The 14,532-nt window shown below is 64.5% G+C and carries 18 protein-coding genes; 8 read left to right on the top strand and 10 right to left on the bottom strand.

The features are described from left to right. The first annotated feature begins 25 nt into the window (after positions 1 to 25). Positions 26 to 1,372 (top strand): acetyl-CoA carboxylase biotin carboxylase subunit, encoded by a 1,347-nt coding sequence (gene accC / locus SynM161_RS10060; protein ID WP_186541231.1) that lies wholly within the window; start codon positions 26 to 28, stop codon positions 1,370 to 1,372. Positions 1,373 to 1,374: 2 nt separating this feature from the next. Here accC and SynM161_RS10065 read toward each other — a convergent pair whose 3' ends face one another. After that, positions 1,375 to 1,695: a YggT family protein gene (locus tag SynM161_RS10065; RefSeq protein ID WP_255441781.1), complete on the bottom strand. Its 321-nt coding sequence runs from the start codon at positions 1,693 to 1,695 to the stop codon at positions 1,375 to 1,377. An 89-nt stretch (positions 1,696 to 1,784) separates the two neighbouring features. On the opposite strand from SynM161_RS10065, the gene psbX reads away from it, so the two are divergent. Genes psbX through SynM161_RS10085 form a run of 4 tightly spaced genes read left to right on the top strand, consistent with a single transcriptional unit; the run spans position 1,785 to position 3,898 of the window. Continuing rightward, a complete protein-coding gene (gene psbX, locus SynM161_RS10070; RefSeq protein WP_006851281.1) occupies positions 1,785 to 1,907 on the top strand; it encodes a photosystem II reaction center X protein in 123 nt (40 codons plus the stop codon). A gap of 49 nt (positions 1,908 to 1,956) precedes the next feature. Then, entirely contained in the window at positions 1,957 to 2,889 is a 933-nt protein-coding gene (locus tag SynM161_RS10075; RefSeq protein ID WP_186541235.1) for a Ycf66 family protein, read from the top strand. A 5-nt stretch (positions 2,890 to 2,894) separates the two neighbouring features. Then, positions 2,895 to 3,425: a hypothetical protein gene (locus SynM161_RS10080; RefSeq protein WP_186541237.1), complete on the top strand. Its 531-nt coding sequence runs from the start codon at positions 2,895 to 2,897 to the stop codon at positions 3,423 to 3,425. Then, complete coding sequence (locus SynM161_RS10085; RefSeq protein WP_186541239.1) at positions 3,422 to 3,898, top strand: hypothetical protein; 477 nt, start codon at positions 3,422 to 3,424, stop codon at positions 3,896 to 3,898. The genes SynM161_RS10080 and SynM161_RS10085 overlap by 4 nt, the downstream gene beginning before the upstream one ends. Here SynM161_RS10085 and SynM161_RS10090 read toward each other — a convergent pair whose 3' ends face one another. From SynM161_RS10090 to SynM161_RS10100, 3 genes are read right to left on the bottom strand one after another with little or no spacing between them, the layout of a single operon-like run. Next, entirely contained in the window at positions 3,899 to 4,099 is a 201-nt protein-coding gene (locus tag SynM161_RS10090; RefSeq protein ID WP_114988677.1) for a chlorophyll a/b-binding protein, read from the bottom strand. Positions 4,100 to 4,108: 9 nt separating this feature from the next. After that, positions 4,109 to 6,085: an ABC transporter ATP-binding protein/permease gene (locus SynM161_RS10095; RefSeq protein ID WP_186541240.1), complete on the bottom strand. Its 1,977-nt coding sequence runs from the start codon at positions 6,083 to 6,085 to the stop codon at positions 4,109 to 4,111. A gap of 55 nt (positions 6,086 to 6,140) precedes the next feature. Beyond that, positions 6,141 to 6,482, bottom strand: coding sequence for a histidine triad nucleotide-binding protein (locus SynM161_RS10100; protein ID WP_115131770.1), 342 nt, complete (start codon positions 6,480 to 6,482; stop codon positions 6,141 to 6,143). A 74-nt stretch (positions 6,483 to 6,556) separates the two neighbouring features. On the opposite strand from SynM161_RS10100, the gene SynM161_RS10105 reads away from it, so the two are divergent. Next, on the top strand, positions 6,557 to 8,098 hold the full coding sequence (locus tag SynM161_RS10105; protein ID WP_186541241.1) for a YifB family Mg chelatase-like AAA ATPase: 1,542 nt from the start codon (positions 6,557 to 6,559) through the stop codon (positions 8,096 to 8,098). Here the strand turns inward: SynM161_RS10105 and SynM161_RS10110 are convergent. The 4 genes from SynM161_RS10110 to def form a co-directional block, all read right to left on the bottom strand. Then, entirely contained in the window at positions 8,092 to 8,241 is a 150-nt protein-coding gene (locus SynM161_RS10110; RefSeq protein ID WP_006851286.1) for a hypothetical protein, read from the bottom strand. The two genes, SynM161_RS10105 and SynM161_RS10110, sit on opposite strands and share 7 nt — an antisense overlap. Before the next feature lie 80 nt (positions 8,242 to 8,321). Next, positions 8,322 to 8,942, bottom strand: coding sequence for a DUF3747 domain-containing protein (locus SynM161_RS10115; RefSeq protein WP_370593060.1), 621 nt, complete (start codon positions 8,940 to 8,942; stop codon positions 8,322 to 8,324). 59 nt (positions 8,943 to 9,001) lie between these two features. Beyond that, positions 9,002 to 9,199, bottom strand: coding sequence for a hypothetical protein (locus tag SynM161_RS10120; protein ID WP_186541252.1), 198 nt, complete (start codon positions 9,197 to 9,199; stop codon positions 9,002 to 9,004). A 3-nt stretch (positions 9,200 to 9,202) separates the two neighbouring features. Beyond that, entirely contained in the window at positions 9,203 to 9,808 is a 606-nt protein-coding gene (gene def / locus SynM161_RS10125) for a peptide deformylase (protein WP_115009393.1), read from the bottom strand. A gap of 49 nt (positions 9,809 to 9,857) precedes the next feature. Between def and SynM161_RS10130 the strand changes: the two genes are divergently transcribed. Both SynM161_RS10130 and SynM161_RS10135 read left to right on the top strand, forming a co-directional pair. Beyond that, a complete protein-coding gene (locus SynM161_RS10130; RefSeq protein ID WP_186541254.1) occupies positions 9,858 to 11,795 on the top strand; it encodes a prolyl oligopeptidase family serine peptidase in 1,938 nt (645 codons plus the stop codon). 101 nt (positions 11,796 to 11,896) lie between these two features. Continuing rightward, positions 11,897 to 12,070, top strand: a complete 174-nt coding sequence (locus tag SynM161_RS10135) for a hypothetical protein (protein ID WP_186541256.1) — start codon at positions 11,897 to 11,899, stop codon at positions 12,068 to 12,070. Between the two features lie 6 nt (positions 12,071 to 12,076). Here the strand turns inward: SynM161_RS10135 and SynM161_RS10140 are convergent, their stop codons facing one another. Continuing rightward, positions 12,077 to 13,357: a SufS family cysteine desulfurase gene (locus SynM161_RS10140; protein ID WP_186541258.1), complete on the bottom strand. Its 1,281-nt coding sequence runs from the start codon at positions 13,355 to 13,357 to the stop codon at positions 12,077 to 12,079. Beyond that, entirely contained in the window at positions 13,354 to 14,532 is a 1,179-nt protein-coding gene (locus tag SynM161_RS10145) for a SufD family Fe-S cluster assembly protein (RefSeq protein ID WP_186541260.1), read from the bottom strand. Before SynM161_RS10145 ends, SynM161_RS10140 begins: the two co-directional genes overlap by 4 nt.

Raw genomic sequence — 14,532 nt, forward strand, 5'->3', positions numbered from 1 at the left:
GCGTCAGGCCTGAACATGCTGCGGGATGCCCATCGGCAAAGTGCTGATCGCCAACCGCGGCGAGATTGCCCTCCGGATCATTCGAAGCTGCCGCGAGCTCGGCATCGCCACCGTGGCGGTGTACAGCTCCGTTGATAAGGACGCTCTGCACGTGCAGCTCGCCGATGAAGCGGTCTGCGTGGGCGAAGCCCTGAGCAGCAAGAGCTACCTCAACATTCCCAACATCCTGGCGGCCGCCACCTCCCGCGGTGCTGACGCCATCCATCCCGGTTACGGCTTCCTGGCGGAGAACGACAAGTTCGCCGAGATGTGCCGTGATCACGGCCTCACCTTCGTTGGGCCGTCCCCCCACGCGATTCGCTCGATGGGGGACAAGTCGACCGCCAAATCGACCATGCAATCGGTGGGCGTTCCCACGGTGCCCGGCAGCGAGGGTCTGCTCAGCAGCACCAGCCAGGCGGCCGCCCTGGCCGAGGAGATGGGCTATCCCGTGATGATCAAAGCCACCGCTGGCGGTGGTGGTCGCGGAATGCGCCTCGTACCGGACGCCAGCCAGCTGGAGAGCCTGTACAAAGCGGCCCAGGGGGAGGCGGAAGCCGCCTTCGGCAACCCCGGCCTCTACATGGAGAAATTCATCGATCGGCCCCGCCACGTGGAAGTGCAGGTGCTGGCTGACCGCCACGGCAACGTCGTTCACCTGGGTGAACGGGACTGCTCGATCCAGCGCCGTCACCAGAAACTGCTGGAGGAGGCCCCCAGCCCAGCCCTGGATCCTGACCTGCGCCGCCGCATGGGCGAAGCCGCCGTTGCTGCCGCCCGAAGCATCAATTACGAGGGCGCCGGAACGGTGGAATTCCTGCTTGATCGCAGCGGTGGCTTCTACTTCATGGAGATGAACACCCGGATCCAGGTGGAGCATCCCGTAACTGAGATGGTGACGGGTGTGGATCTGATCGCTGAACAGTTGCGCATCGCAGGAGGCGAAGCCATCAGCGTGCGCCAGGAGGACATCCAGCTCACTGGCCATGCGATCGAATGCCGAATCAACGCTGAGGATGCCCGGCACAACTTCCGTCCCGCCCCCGGACGCATCACGGGATGGCTGCCCCCCGGCGGACCAGGTGTGCGCGTCGACAGCCACGTCTACACGGGCTACGACATCCCGCCCTTCTACGACTCCCTGATCGGCAAGCTGATCGTGTGGGGCAAGGACCGCGACCACGCCATGACCCGGATGAAGCGGGCCCTGAATGAATGTGCCGTCACCGGGATCCCAACAACGGTGGAATTCCATCTGGAGATGCTGGATCGGCCGGAGTTCATCAACGGCGACGTGCACACCAAATTCGTGGAGCAGGAAATGCTGCCCTGAGCTCAGGCCACTGCCTGGGCGTGCATCAGGAGTTGAGAAAGCAGACCCTGCTGACCAACCAGCAACTCACGCACGAGGCTGATCAAGCCCACCCAGATCACAGGAGTGACGTCAACTCCACCGATCGGGGCGATCACGCGGCGGCTAAGCGAGAGCACAGGTTCCGTTGGCCATGCCACCAGGGGCCAGGCGCCGTTGCTCAGATCGACCTGGGGGTACCAGGTGAGCACGATGCGCAGCAGGAACGCCAGGGTCCAGGCCGCTAGCAGCAAGCCCAGAAGCAAATGGAGGACTGGCAGGGCCTGCAGCAGCAGCGGCGTCACAAAGCTCAAAGCAAATCGTCCCCTCATCGTAGAAAGACGGCATCGCTTCTTAAGATCGGCGCGGCTTTGAAGCAGACGGCAGCAACCCCATGACCCCCTCCCTCTCCAACTTCCTGAGCAGCCTCCTTTGGGGAGGTGTGATCGTCGTGATTCCTGCCTCCATCGCCCTGTTCCTGCTGAGCCAGACCGACCAGGTCGACCGCAAGCTCTGATCCGCCCCTGGCGCCCCTCGTAGACTGACTCCCAAGCGGGAGCAGAGCTTTGGTTAACGCCAGTCTCAATTGGGCCAGCATCGTCGGCATCGTTTTGGCCGTCGGCGGCGCTCTGCTCTATTTCATGCGGTCGTTCAAGCCCGCCCTGGCGCGGGACTACGACGTGTTCTTTGCAGCCATCGGGCTGCTGTGCGGCGGCATCCTGTTCTTCCAGGGATGGCGCCTCGACCCGATTCTTCAGTTCGGCCAGTTCCTGCTGGCGGGAACCACCGTGTTCTTCGCCTACGAAAGCGTGCGACTGCGCGGCGTGGCCACGGAGCAGGCCCGGCGTTCCGCCTATTTCGATGACGAACCGGCACCGGCCCGGGGCGGAAGCCCTGGGGGCCTACGGGGCGGCTGGGATGACGGCGGTTACGACCGTTTTGATGAGCCCCAGCCGGTGCGGCGGCGCTTCTCAGGCCGTGACGATGACGCCGAAGAACGGCCGGAAGAGGAGTTCTACCGACCGCGCCGCGCCAGCCGTGCCGCCATTCCTGAGGAAGCCGCCAGTCGTCGCTCCGCAGACCGTGAACAAGGCGATTCCGGCTGGGACCAAAACGACGAGCGCTCCCGCCGCATGGCTCGCTTCCGTGCGGGCGAAGCCCGGGATGAGCGGCGTCCTGACTTTGGCTCCAGACGGACGGATCGAGAGGAACAACGCCGTGGCAGCCGTCCCATGGGGCGGCCTGAGCGTCCTTCCGGCGAACGCGCTCCTTCAGGAGCCGAGGATGCCGCCTTTGCCCCCAGCCGCAGTTCAGCGCCGAGCAGTTCGGCCCCGAACCGGGGACGCCCCAGCGCCAACCCGAACGCCGCGAGCGACTCCAGGCGATCCCCTGAGCCGCCCCTGGCCTCGAACCGGCCCAGCAGCAACCGCCAACCCCCCCGCAGCTCACGGCCTTCGTCCGGCAGACCGCGGGACAACAGCTCCCGCTTCGACGACTGAGCCAGTTGCCTCGTCCGCTGCTGATCCTGCTCGCCAGCCTGGCGCTGATGGGCTGCAACGGTCGTAGTGAACGGGCCGGTGGTGGCTTGCTCGCCACCAGTCAGGAGGCCCCAGCCCTGAGTGGCAGTGGTGAGTGGCTGGCGGTCGTCAGCGATCGCGGCGGCCGACCCACGGTGCAGCTGCGCCGCCTGAGCGACGGATCGGTTGTCTCCGTGCCCCAGCTGAGCCGACATCAGCCCCACAGCTCGCCCTCCTTGAGCTGGAACGGCCGTTACCTGGCAGCGATCACGCAGCGGGGGCGCCGCCGACTCGCGGTGGTGACCGACCGCCTGAACGGACGCATGCATCCCCTGCCGCTGCCGGGGGGGAGGGACCCGGTGCAGCTCAGTCTGGCGCCGGATGCCCAGCAGATCGCCCTGCAGGTGACGGATCAGGGGAGATGGCGCGTGGAACTGCTGGATCTGAGTGATCTGCTCGAGCCGGACCGTCCTCCGGGACAGAGCCTCTCCACACCGGCGCTGTCGTCAGAGCCATGATCCGCGTCGCTCTGCTGTTCAGCCTGGTGTTGGTGAGCGGGTGCAGCAGCCCCAGGACCACTCCCCGGCCCGACCTCAACGGCCTGCTGCGTCAATCCGTGAACAGCCGGCGGGGTCCCTCCCTGGGGGGACGCTGGCTGGCCAGCCTGGGCCAACGCAATGGGCGGGAACGGGTCGAACTGATCGACCTGCGCAGCCGTAGCCCCGTCCCGTTGCCGGGCCTCAACCGTGCTGATGCCCAACCGATCAGCGTCAGCGTCAGTGCCGATGGACAACGCCTGGCCGTGGTCCAGCAACGGGAGGACCGCACGGAACTGGTGCTCTACCGGCGCAACGTCGGGGCGACGCAACGGCTGCCCCTGGACCCACCGGGGGTGCCCCGCAGCGTCAGCCTGGATGGCTCGGGCCGGCGGCTGGCGGTGCAGGTGAGCCGGAACGGACGCTGGGATGTGGATCTGATCCGCCTGCCCTGATCAGGGCAGCAGCCCCGCCCAGTGCAGAAAGGTGTCGCCGCTGAGCACCTCGATCAGCAGCACCGCCACAAAACCCACCATGGCGAAGCGGCCATTCACCCGCTCGGCATAGCCACTCCAGCCGAAAGCAGGCACGTCGTTGGTGGTGGCAGACGTCTCCGGAACGGACGTGGTGTCAGGGGTCTCGCTGGTGGAGGTCATCCGGCCGGTTCAAGAACGCCCGAAGTCATAGCTGGTCGCCGGGATCAGCCGCCAGTCGTGATCACCGCTGAGCTCCAGAACGGTGTCATGGAAGTCCTTCAGGGTTGGCCGGTGGCCCACGCTAATGAACGCCACCTCCCGATCCCGCAACAGGGAATAAAGGCGGGATTCGGTCTCGACATCCAGGGCACTGGTGGCTTCATCCAGCACCACGACCTTGGGCGAATTGAGCAGCAGCCGCGCAAAGGCCAGTCGCTGCTGTTCACCTAGAGAGAGCAGCCGCGGCCAGTCCTGTTTGATGTCGAGGTCGGGATAGCGCTGCAGAAGTTTGCCCAACATCACCTGATCCAAAACAGCCCGTAGCTGTTCATCGCTGAAACGGGCCTGATCGAGGGGATAACAAAGCTGTTCGCGCAGAGATCCCAGTGCCATGTAGGGCTTCTGAGGGATGAAAAGGAGATCGCCCTGACCCGGGGAATAAACGGTGCCCGTGGGCGAGCCCCACAGGCCACTCACCACCCGCAGCAGAGACGTCTTGCCACAGCCGGAGGGTCCCACCACCAACAGCCCCTCAGCGTTGCCCAGGGAAAAACTGAGGTCGCGCACCAGCACGTTGTCGGTACGCGGTGTTTTGACCGTCACCCCCTGCAGCGCCAGGCGCTCAGAGGGCACGATCCGCGGCACGTAATCACTCCACTCCTCCGGATCGAGGTTGGAGATGTTGGATTGAAAGCCTTCAAGCCGGTTGATGGATGCCGAGAACCGGGCCAGGGCTTCGATGTTGTAAATGATGAAAAACAACGATCCCTCAACCAGGTTGTAGGCGACGTTCGCCTGGGCGAAGCCGCCGTAATCCATCTCACCGGCGAGAATCGGTGCCGCAAGAATCAGATAGGGGATGAAATTGCTGGCGTAAATGCTGGAGCGCTGCAGCACCCGCAGCAGCACTTCCCAGACAATCAGCAGATTGAAGTTTTCAACGACAGTGGCCAGGCGACGCGTCACCTCCTTGGCTTCCTGCTGCTCACCGGCGTAGAAGGCAATCGACTCGGCGTTGTCACGCACCCGTACGAGGCCATAGCGGTAATCCGCTTCAAAACGCAGTTGGAAATTGTTCAACCGCACCAACTTGCGGCCAGCCACAATCATCAGGACAGACACCGCGGTTGCATAGGCCAGAAGGGCAAAGGTGAGCCCCTCACTCACCGAATAAAGGATGAGGATATTGAGGGAAAAGGTGAGGATCGAATCAAAAATATTCAGCGCAAAACCAAGGGCCTGTGCCGTGAAATCACGCACATCCTCGGAAATACGTTGATCGGGGTTATCAACATTGGTGGCCGCTTCATCATTGGGATTGAGCACGTAATAGGCCCGATCCCGCAGGTAATCGTCCACCAGGCTCAGCGACAACCATTCGCGCCAGAACAACCCAAGTTTCTGAGTGAAATAAAACTGCAGGCTGCGAATCGGCAGTGCCACAGCAAAACAGGCGCCGTAGATCCAGAGGTTGCGATACGACGCATCGCCATCCCTGGCGATCAACGCATTGGTCAGATCCCTGGCGAGGAATGTGATACCGGCGTTGATGCCGTTCACACTCAACAGCATCAGGATGATCAGGCCGAGAAACAGCCAAGGCAACCAGCGGCGATGCCTGAGTTGGCCCCGCACGGAGGCAAACACCACAGCCCCCAGCACGAACAGGGCACTGATGCCCGCCCCCCATCCACGGGACCAGAGCATGGCCAGGGACGACTGGACGCCACCGAGGTACTGGCCGGACAACTCCGGCAACAGCCACGACAGGCCGTTCATCAAGCCGGTGACCAGGAACAGCACGATCCCAGCCACACAGAAGAGCAGGCTCACCAGCAGTCCAAGGAACTGCCAGCCGTTGTCTTCGGTGTAGGGGAAGAAGTAGGGCTGCGAAAGCCGACGCAGCTTGGCGGCCTGATTGCGCAGGTTCTGAAGCTGGTGGGTCATGCCACTGCTGAACTGTGCTCAGTCTGGCTGTCGCCGCGCCGCTTCGCCGCTGACCTCAACCGGGAGGCCACGCCAGAGGACGTCCACCGATCACGTGCACATGAAGGTGAAACACCGTCTGGCCAGCACCGGCGCCACTGTTGATCACCGTGCGGAAGTCGTCCAGACCCTCCTGTTTGGCCACGCGGGCAGCCACCAGCAACAAATGGCCCAGCAGGGCCGCATCCTCAGCAGCACCGGAGCGCAGACTCTCGATCGGCTTGCGCGGAATCACCAGCACATGAACGGGGGCCTGGGGCGCGACATCGCGAAAGGCCAGGCACTGCTCATCGCTGTAGACCTCATCGCACGGGATCTCGCCACGAAGGATCTTCCCGAAGATCGTGTCGTCTGCCATGGGCCTTGAAAAGAGGGAACAGCCGGACCGGTGTGACAGCAGGGGCATGAATCTCCTGCGTCACCCACTCCAGAATGCTGGCACGTTGTCTCAGTGCATCCCTGCAAGGTCTGGAGGCCAGACCGGTGGTGGTGGAAGTAGACCTCGCCCCAGGCCTGCCGGGCGTTCAGCTGGTGGGTCGGCCGGACAAGGCCATTCAGGAATCCCGGGAGCGGGTCCGAACCGCCCTGCGCAACAGCGGCTTCCGCGGCCCCCTCGTCCGCGTGGTGATCAACCTGGCTCCGGCCGATCTGCGCAAGGAAGGCCCCTCCTTTGACCTCCCCATCGCCCTGGCCCTGTTGGTGGCCAGCGGGCAGCTCGCCCGCCCTCCGCTGGAGGGCCTCTGGTGTGCGGGCGAGTTGGGGATCGACGGCAGCCTCAGGCCCTGTCGCGGGGTGATTGCCCTTGCTGAAAAGGCCCAGCAGCACAAGGCCCAGGCCCTGGTGGTTCCTCCTGAGAACGCTCAGGAGGCCAGCCTGATTGAGGGGCTCACGATCCGCACCGCAGCCAACCTACGCACGCTGGTGGAGCAGCTGAAAGGCGAGCGCCCCTGGCCAGCGACCGGTTACAGCAGCACCCGATCCTCAACCCGGCCAACCAAGCCGGAGCCTTGGCCCTGCCTGGACAGCAGCCTCGCCTCCCGCGCCCTGGCCCTCTCGGCAGCCGGCAGCCACCATCTGCTGCTCGTGGGTCCCCCCGGCTGCGGCAAGACCCGCCTGGCCCATCAACTGCCGCGACTGCTGCCGGCCCTGAGCCACAAGGAAGCGCTCTCGATCACGCGCATCCATTCCGTCGCCGGCCAACTGCATGGCATCGAACACCTGCAGCAGCAGCGCCCCTTTCGATCGCCGCACCACAGCTGCTCCGCCGCCGCCTTGCTCGGCGGCGGACGCTCACCCCGTCCTGGGGAGGTGAGCCTGGCCCACGGTGGCGTGCTTTTCCTTGATGAGCTGGCGGAATTCCCGCGGGCGGTCCTGGATCAATTGCGGCAGCCCTTAGAAAACGGCGCTGTACAGATCAGCCGTTCCCAGCAGAGCACGGTGTTCCCGGCCCTGGTCACCCTGGTGGCTGCCACCAATCCCTGCCCCTGCGGCTGGCATGGCGACCGCGACCATGGCTGTCGCTGCAGCATCAGCCAGCGCTACTGGCAGCGGCTCTCGGGCCCGCTCTTGGATCGGCTCGATCTGCAACTGCGACTGGAACGGCGCTCCGCCAAGGAAGTGGCAGCGGTGCTGAAGCAGCCCAGCCCCACGCAAGCTGCAGCGTCCTGGTGCACCCCCGCACAAATTGAACGAGCCCGGCAGCGGATGCAGAGACGCAATCCCGGTGGAGACAGCAACGGGCGGCTGTCGGCAGCAGCGCTGCGGCAGACCGGAGCCATCGAAGCGGCGGCACTCGAGCTCTGGGAACAGCTGATCAACCAGCGTGGGCTGAGCACGCGCAGCAGCCTTCAACTGTTGCGCGTGGCGCGCACCATTGCCGATCTCAACGACCGGGCCAGCGTCGATCGAAATGCCGTGGCGGAAGCGAGTTGCTTCCGCTGCACTGATCTGCTCAAGCAGCCTGGTGCTCAGTAGTCGCGGGCACGCTTGTCGGGCGTGTCCCGGTAGGGCTGGGTGCCGATCGGCGGGGGCTGGAGATGGCGGTCGTTGAACGAACCCAGGGCATGGGTCATCGCTTCACCGAACCACTGGAACCACTGAACAACCGTTGTTTTCATCACGTCCTCCGGGGTCTGTCTTCAGTGTGAAATCACTGACAGATGACGACAACAGGTGTTTTCACTGGTTCTTGGCCAGCTCAGTAGGACGGAGCTACGGAACTCTCACTCTGTTCAGTCTCAGCCGGCTCGCTGGCTGGGCTGGATCCGGCCACTGGCGCACTGTCCCGATAGACATAGAGATGGCCGAGGCTCTTCTTGCCGTAGGCCCGTCGCTTCAAGGTCCAGCCCGGCTCAAGCCTGAGCTGAACGAATCCGCTGGCGGCACCACCGGCCCGAGCCACGAGCATGGTCGGTTGGGAGGGATTCTTGGTGGGCGTGGCCAGCAATTCAATATCCCGACCGGTGTTCACCACACTGAGCCGGTAGCGGGTGCCGAGGTCGTCACCACCGATCCGCAGGGAATAGCCGTTGCCATCGATGTAGCGGTTGCAGACCCCGCTGAAATCAAACGTGGACAGCAAGGGATCCACCATGGCCGGTGATCCCGCAGCCACAGCGAAACAGGGGCGTTTTGTGGTGCGCTGCTCGTAGATGTTCAACTGAGAACGCTCGCCCTGGCCAATCGGGGCCGACACCAAAACGAAATTGCTCAACTCCACGGGCACCGCCGTGAACAGCGAACCCTGGGCCAGGGCCACCGGTGCAGAGGTCGCTGCGAGAGCGAGGCCGGCAGCAGCCACAGTTCGAAAGCGTGCCATCACGTCCAAGGAGGAACTGAGCGGATCGTAAAAGTGATGCCTGGATCGGTCGCCCCCAATCAGGCCGGTTTGTTCAGGCGAATGGCGAACAGAAGGGTCCCCACGGTTCCAGGGGCCGCCAGGGCCAGGATCCAGCTGGTGGTTTTGACCCCGAGGTCGGGATCGCCGTAGGCCAGTTCAAACACACATCCGGTGCTGGAGATGCCCAGAACACAGGCGAGGGCCAGAAAAACGCCGGCCAGGGGTTTCATCGGCATAACTCAGGCGACGCTCCGCACATCTTGGCGCTCGAAGCCCTTCTCCTTGAGCTCCTTCTGCAGACCGTCTTCATCAGTGACGCGATCGACAAACAACACGCCATTGAGATGATCCATCTCGTGCTGAATGCAACGGGCCATCAGGCCATCGGCCTTCATCTTCCTGGGCCGACCCATCTCATCGCGGAAGCTCAGTTCAATCGCGGTGGGGCGCACCACATCGAGATACACCCCAGGGATGCTGAGACAGCCCTCTTCATAGGTGTCGAGCCCGGCGCTGGCCGCCGTGATCTCCGGATTGATCAGCACCAGGGGTGGCGTGGCTGCATTCTCCAAATCCAGATCAATCACCAGGAGCTGCTGGTGAATCCCCACCTGAGGAGCCGCCAGGCCAATGCCCTTGGCGGTGTACATGCTGCGCAGCATGTCGCGAGCCAGCTCCCGAACCTGCTCATTCACCTTGCCGATGCGGCGCGCAGGCTGCCGCAACACCTCATCGCCCAGGGTGTGAATCTCCAGCGGCGGGGTTTCCAGGGCCGTCTTGGGCACCAGCATCGTGTCCCGCGACTTATCGGCCTGACGGGCCAACTCTGCAAAGCTTCCTGCCAAGACCAACGCCGCGTTGATTCAGCATGGTAAGCGGCCTGAATCAGCCGTTATGGGAGCCGCTCCGTTATCCGCGCAACATGCCGTCGGCCGTTTGCCGGGTCTCAAGGAACCGGCCCTGGTCAGTGGCCCCGATGCAACGCTGTGGCTGATCTGGCTGGAACAGCGTCCCCAGGAGCGCGGCCGCACCACTGCATTGATCAGGCGTTTCGGTGATTCCGAAGCAGAACCACAGGAGCTGACGCCGGCCCCCAGCAATCTGCGCAGTCGGGTGCATGACTACGGCGGCGGCGTACTCGCCACCGCTGTGGAGCAGGACAGGCTGATCCTGGCCTGGATCGAGCGGGGCTGCCTCTGGCGTCAGGACTGGCGCCTGCCGCAGACCGACCCCCAGCAACCCACCCCCCTGGCTGCACCCCAAAGGCTCAGCCGGGAAGGGGACTGGGAGCTGGCGGATGGCGTGCTCGATCTGCCCAGGCAGCGCTGGATCGGAATCCGTGAAATCGAGGGCCGTGACGAGCTGGTGAGCCTGGCGCTGAACGCAACGGATCAGACGCCGCTGCTGCTGCACCAACCGACGGACTTTGCCGGCTATGGCTGCCTGAGCCCCGATGGCCAGCGCTTCGCCTGGGTGGAGTGGCAGCAACCTGCCATGCCCTGGGACAGCAGCCGTCTCTGGTGCGCGGAGTTCAGCGACACGGGCGAACTGGTCGAGACCCGTCAGCTGGCCGGAGGCGATGGCATCTCAGTGTTTCAACCCCAATGGCTGCCCGACGGGCAGTTGCTTGTGGCGGAGGACAGCTCCGGTTGGTGGAACCTGATGCTCCAGCCCAGTGCCGACGCCGCCTGGGAGAGGCCCTGGCCGATGGCTGCCGAAACGGCCATGCCCCAGTGGATCTATGGGATGAGCACCACAGCCTGGGATGGCGAGCAGCTGATCGCCGCCGTCTGCAGCCGCGGGGCCTGGTCGTTGCAACGGCTCAGCCTGGATGGAACGGTGCACCCGTTGCCGCAACCGTTTGACGACCTTGCGGGATTGAGCGCCTGCCACGGCCGCGCCGTGGCCGTGGCCAGCAACAGCACCAGCGTGGCCGGGCTGCTGGAAATCGATTTGCGACCGGCCACCCCGATCTGGAGCCACAGCCCCGCCATCACGTCACCTTTGTCGGTTGAGGCGATCAGCGTGGCCGAACCGCTGTGGTTCAACGGTCACCAGGGCGAGCGCACCCATGCCTGGTACTACCCCCCCAGCGGCAAGCCACCAGGGCCTGCGCCACTGCTGGTGAAAAGCCACAGCGGACCAACGGCCATGGCTCGCCGCGGCCTCAGCCTGGCGATTCAGTACTGGACCTCCCGGGGCTGGGGCGTGGTGGATGTGAATTACGGCGGCTCAACGGGGTTCGGCCGGGACTACCGGGAGCGCCTCAACGGGGGCTGGGGCCTGGTGGATGTGGCCGACTGCGCCTCCGCAGCGCAGGCCCTGATCGAAGCCGGTCGCGCCGATCCCGGCCAGATCGCCATCGAAGGTGGCAGTGCCGGCGGCTTCACCACCCTGGCGGCGCTGTGCTTCACCGAAGTGTTCAGGGCCGGCGCCTGCCGCTATGCGGTGTGTGATCTCACAGCCATGGCCGAAGACACGCACCGGTTTGAGGCGCGCTACGTGGATGGTCTGGTGGGGGAATGGCCCGCAGCGCGTGCTTTGTACGAGCAGCGGTCGCCACTGCTGCATGCCGATCAAATCCGCTGTCCGGTGCTGTTTTTCCAGGGTTTGCAAGACAAAGTGGTGCCGCCGGAACAGACCGAACGCATGGCGGAGGCGCTGCGCAGCAATGGCATCCCGGTGGAGGTGCGGCTGTTCGAGGAAGAAGGCCACGGCTTCCGCAGCCAAGCCACCCAGATCGAGGTGCTCGAGCAAACCGAGGCCTTTTTCAGGAGGGAATTGGGGCTAACAGACGGTTACAAAGCACACAACCCCGTTCAGCAGATGTGATGGGTTGAGCGAGCAACCAGCAGGAACCATCAACCTGTGCTCCACGGAACCCATCAGGAAGCGGTAAGTCTGAAAAGCTGACGGCTGTTTCGACAGCACCGATGCGGATCCTGCGTTATCGCGGCAACAGCTATGCCAGCCCTGAACCGTCCGCTGAAGCTCCCCGTCCCGGCGCACGCTCCTACCGCTGGGTGAAGTACGCCATCGACACCAACAAGGTTGTTCCCCTGCGGCAACGCGAGGCCGCAGCAAGCAACGATCAGCTGGAGGCCTGAGCCAGCTCAGCTGTGCTCGCGCAGGAAGGAGACCGTGGAAGCGAGCTCTTCGCTGAAGCGGTCGATCTCTTCAAAAGTGCTGGTGAAGCTCAGGCTGGCCCGCGCTGAAGCCGTCACGTCGTACATGCGGTGCAGGGGCTGACAGCAGTGGTGACCACTGCGGATGCAGATCCCAGACGCATCGATCAGAGCGGCAATGTCGTTGGCATGCACGCCATCCACCAGGAATGTGGCGAGGGCACCTCGCTCAGGCTGCTGATCCGGCGTCGGCCCCAGGACCCTCACACCATCAATGGCCTGCAACCGGGTGAACAGATGCCGGGTGAGCTGAGCTTCCCAGGCCTGAATCGCCTCCAGACCCACCGCCTGCAGGTAGCGAATCGCGGCACCCATGCCCACCGCCTCGCCAATGGCAGGGGTGCCCGCTTCGAACTTGTGGGGCAACACCGCCCAGGTGCTGTGGTCCAGGAAAACGTCCTGAATCATCTCCCCGCCGCCCAAAAAGGGAGGCATCGCCTCCAGCAGCGACTCCCGCGCCCAGAGGAAACCCATGCCGGTGGGGCCACAGAGCTTGTGGGAGGAGCCGACGAGGAAGTCGGCGTCTATGGCCGCCACATCAATCGGCTTGTGGGCCAGGCTCTGGCAGGCATCCACGAGCACACAGGCGCCAACGGCATGGGCTGCGGGGATCACCTGATCCAGGGGATTGCAGCAACCGAGGGAATTGCTGATGTGCACCAGGCTCACCAGTCGGGTGCGCTCATTGAGCTGGGCCCGGAAATCCTCAAGATCCAGCTCACCGAATTCGGTGATGCCCACATGGCGCAGCACGCAGCCGGTGCGCTGCGCCAACAGCTGCCAGGGCACCAGGTTGCTGTGGTGCTCCATCACCGTGAGGAGAATTTCGTCCCCCTCCTTGAGGCTGGCGTCCCCCCAGGTGCGCGCCACCAGATTGATGGCTTCGCTGGCATTGCGGGTGAAGACAATCTCGCGGGAACTGGCCGCACCCACGAAGGCCGCCGTCGTACTGCGGGCCGCCTCAAAGGCATCGGTGGCACGGGCACTGAGCTGGTGCGCACCGCGATGCACGTTGGCGTTGTCGCAGCTGTAGTACTGCTGCAGCGCTTCGAGCACCTGACGGGGCTTCTGGCTGGTGGCAGCGTGATCGAGATAGATCAGCGGGCGGCCATCCGGAGCCAGCTGCTCGAGAATCGGGAAATCGGCACGATATCGAGACGATAAATCCACGAAATCAGCACTGGATCGTGCTTCGGCGGCGATCGTCATGGGGCGAGGCTCTCCGTCACGCGCTCCAGGGGGCGCCACGCCTGCGCGGCAGCAGGTAGCTGGGCGATCACCTCCTGGCAGGCCCCGCGCAGCAGCAGCGCCGTTGCATCCGCCGCAGCGATGCCCCGGCTCTGGAGATAGAACAGCTCATCGCCCTGAAGCTGTGACACGGTGGCGCCGTGGGCGCAGCGCACATCGTCCGCCACGATCTCCAGCTCGGGCTTGGTGTCCACCCGGGCCCGATCAGACAGCAGCAGGTTGCGGCTCAATTGGGCGGCGTTGGTGCGCTGAGCATCGCGGGGAACACTGATGGCGCCGTTAAAAATTGCGTGGGACTGGCCGCCGGCCAGGCATTTCTGCAACTGATCCAGCTCCCCCTCCGGCCCGTCGAAGCGCACCGCGGTGTGGGTGGCCAGCTGCTGCTCGGCGCCGGTGACGGCCAAACCCTTGAGCACGGTCTCTGCCTGGCCATCCACCTGCACCACCCGGGGCTCCACCCGTCCCAGATTCCAGCCCTGAACCACCGAAGTGAGGGCATAGGAGCTGCGGGGCTCCTGCTCCACAGCCAAATGGGCCATCAGCGATGACGCACCATCCGCCGTCGCCAGCACGCCATGGCGCAGTTGGGCCTCCTGCCCCAGATGCACTTCCAGCACATGGCTGTGGGCCGACGCCCCCTCAGCCAGCAACACCTGCATCAACTCAAGCTCAGCTTTTTCCTCCAACAGCAGCAGCACCCGCGTGGCGTTCAACCCGGCACCGGCCGCCAGCACCAGCTCCAACGGGCCAACCCGTCCCCGCACCCTGAGGGCCAGGATCTGTTGGGCTTTGGCGTGGTTGAACTCCACGGGCCAGACCTGGGCACAACCGCAGCGATCCAGGGTGTGGCCGAGGGCCTGCTGCAGCTCTTCAGCATTCAGCGCCGTGATTCCTTCCGGAAGCACCTGGCCGGCCAGGGGATCATCAAAACCATTGAGCACCAGACGGGTCACCCCATCCAGGCTGGCCGGCAGGGGCTCGGACAGTGGGGAGGAACTGGCCGGCAATTCCGAGACCGCCGCAAGCCGTTTGAGATCGGTGAGGCGCCAGGGCTCCTGGCGACGGTTGGGCAGACCAAGCTGTTCAAGCGCGGCTCGTCCGCGCTCCTGCACTGGCGCCAGCACACTGCTCGCCAT

The organism is Synechococcus sp. M16.1 (assembly GCF_014279895.1).
Lineage (GTDB): Bacteria > Cyanobacteriota > Cyanobacteriia > PCC-6307 > Cyanobiaceae > Parasynechococcus.

Excerpts from the sequence above, each read along its gene's own strand:
- SynM161_RS10085 (WP_186541239.1), top strand. The coding sequence starts at position 3,422 with ATGATCCGCGTCGCTCTGCTGTTCAGCCTGGTGTTGGTGAGCGGGTGC.
- psbX (WP_006851281.1), top strand. The coding sequence starts at position 1,785 with ATGACCCCCTCCCTCTCCAACTTCCTGAGCAGCCTCCTTTGGGGAGGT.
- SynM161_RS10105 (WP_186541241.1), top strand. The coding sequence starts at position 6,557 with ATGCTGGCACGTTGTCTCAGTGCATCCCTGCAAGGTCTGGAGGCCAGA.
- accC (WP_186541231.1), top strand. The coding sequence starts at position 26 with ATGCCCATCGGCAAAGTGCTGATCGCCAACCGCGGCGAGATTGCCCTC.
- SynM161_RS10095 (WP_186541240.1), bottom strand. The coding sequence starts at position 6,085 with ATGACCCACCAGCTTCAGAACCTGCGCAATCAGGCCGCCAAGCTGCGT.
- SynM161_RS10110 (WP_006851286.1), bottom strand. The coding sequence starts at position 8,241 with ATGAAAACAACGGTTGTTCAGTGGTTCCAGTGGTTCGGTGAAGCGATG.
- SynM161_RS10130 (WP_186541254.1), top strand. The coding sequence starts at position 9,858 with ATGGGAGCCGCTCCGTTATCCGCGCAACATGCCGTCGGCCGTTTGCCG.
- SynM161_RS10120 (WP_186541252.1), bottom strand. The coding sequence starts at position 9,199 with ATGCCGATGAAACCCCTGGCCGGCGTTTTTCTGGCCCTCGCCTGTGTT.
- SynM161_RS10115 (WP_370593060.1), bottom strand. The coding sequence starts at position 8,942 with ATGGCACGCTTTCGAACTGTGGCTGCTGCCGGCCTCGCTCTCGCAGCG.
- SynM161_RS10090 (WP_114988677.1), bottom strand. The coding sequence starts at position 4,099 with ATGACCTCCACCAGCGAGACCCCTGACACCACGTCCGTTCCGGAGACG.
- SynM161_RS10140 (WP_186541258.1), bottom strand. The coding sequence starts at position 13,357 with ATGACGATCGCCGCCGAAGCACGATCCAGTGCTGATTTCGTGGATTTA.
- SynM161_RS10100 (WP_115131770.1), bottom strand. The coding sequence starts at position 6,482 with ATGGCAGACGACACGATCTTCGGGAAGATCCTTCGTGGCGAGATCCCG.
- SynM161_RS10145 (WP_186541260.1), bottom strand. The coding sequence starts at position 14,532 with ATGGCGAGCAGTGTGCTGGCGCCAGTGCAGGAGCGCGGACGAGCCGCG.
- SynM161_RS10135 (WP_186541256.1), top strand. The coding sequence starts at position 11,897 with ATGCGGATCCTGCGTTATCGCGGCAACAGCTATGCCAGCCCTGAACCG.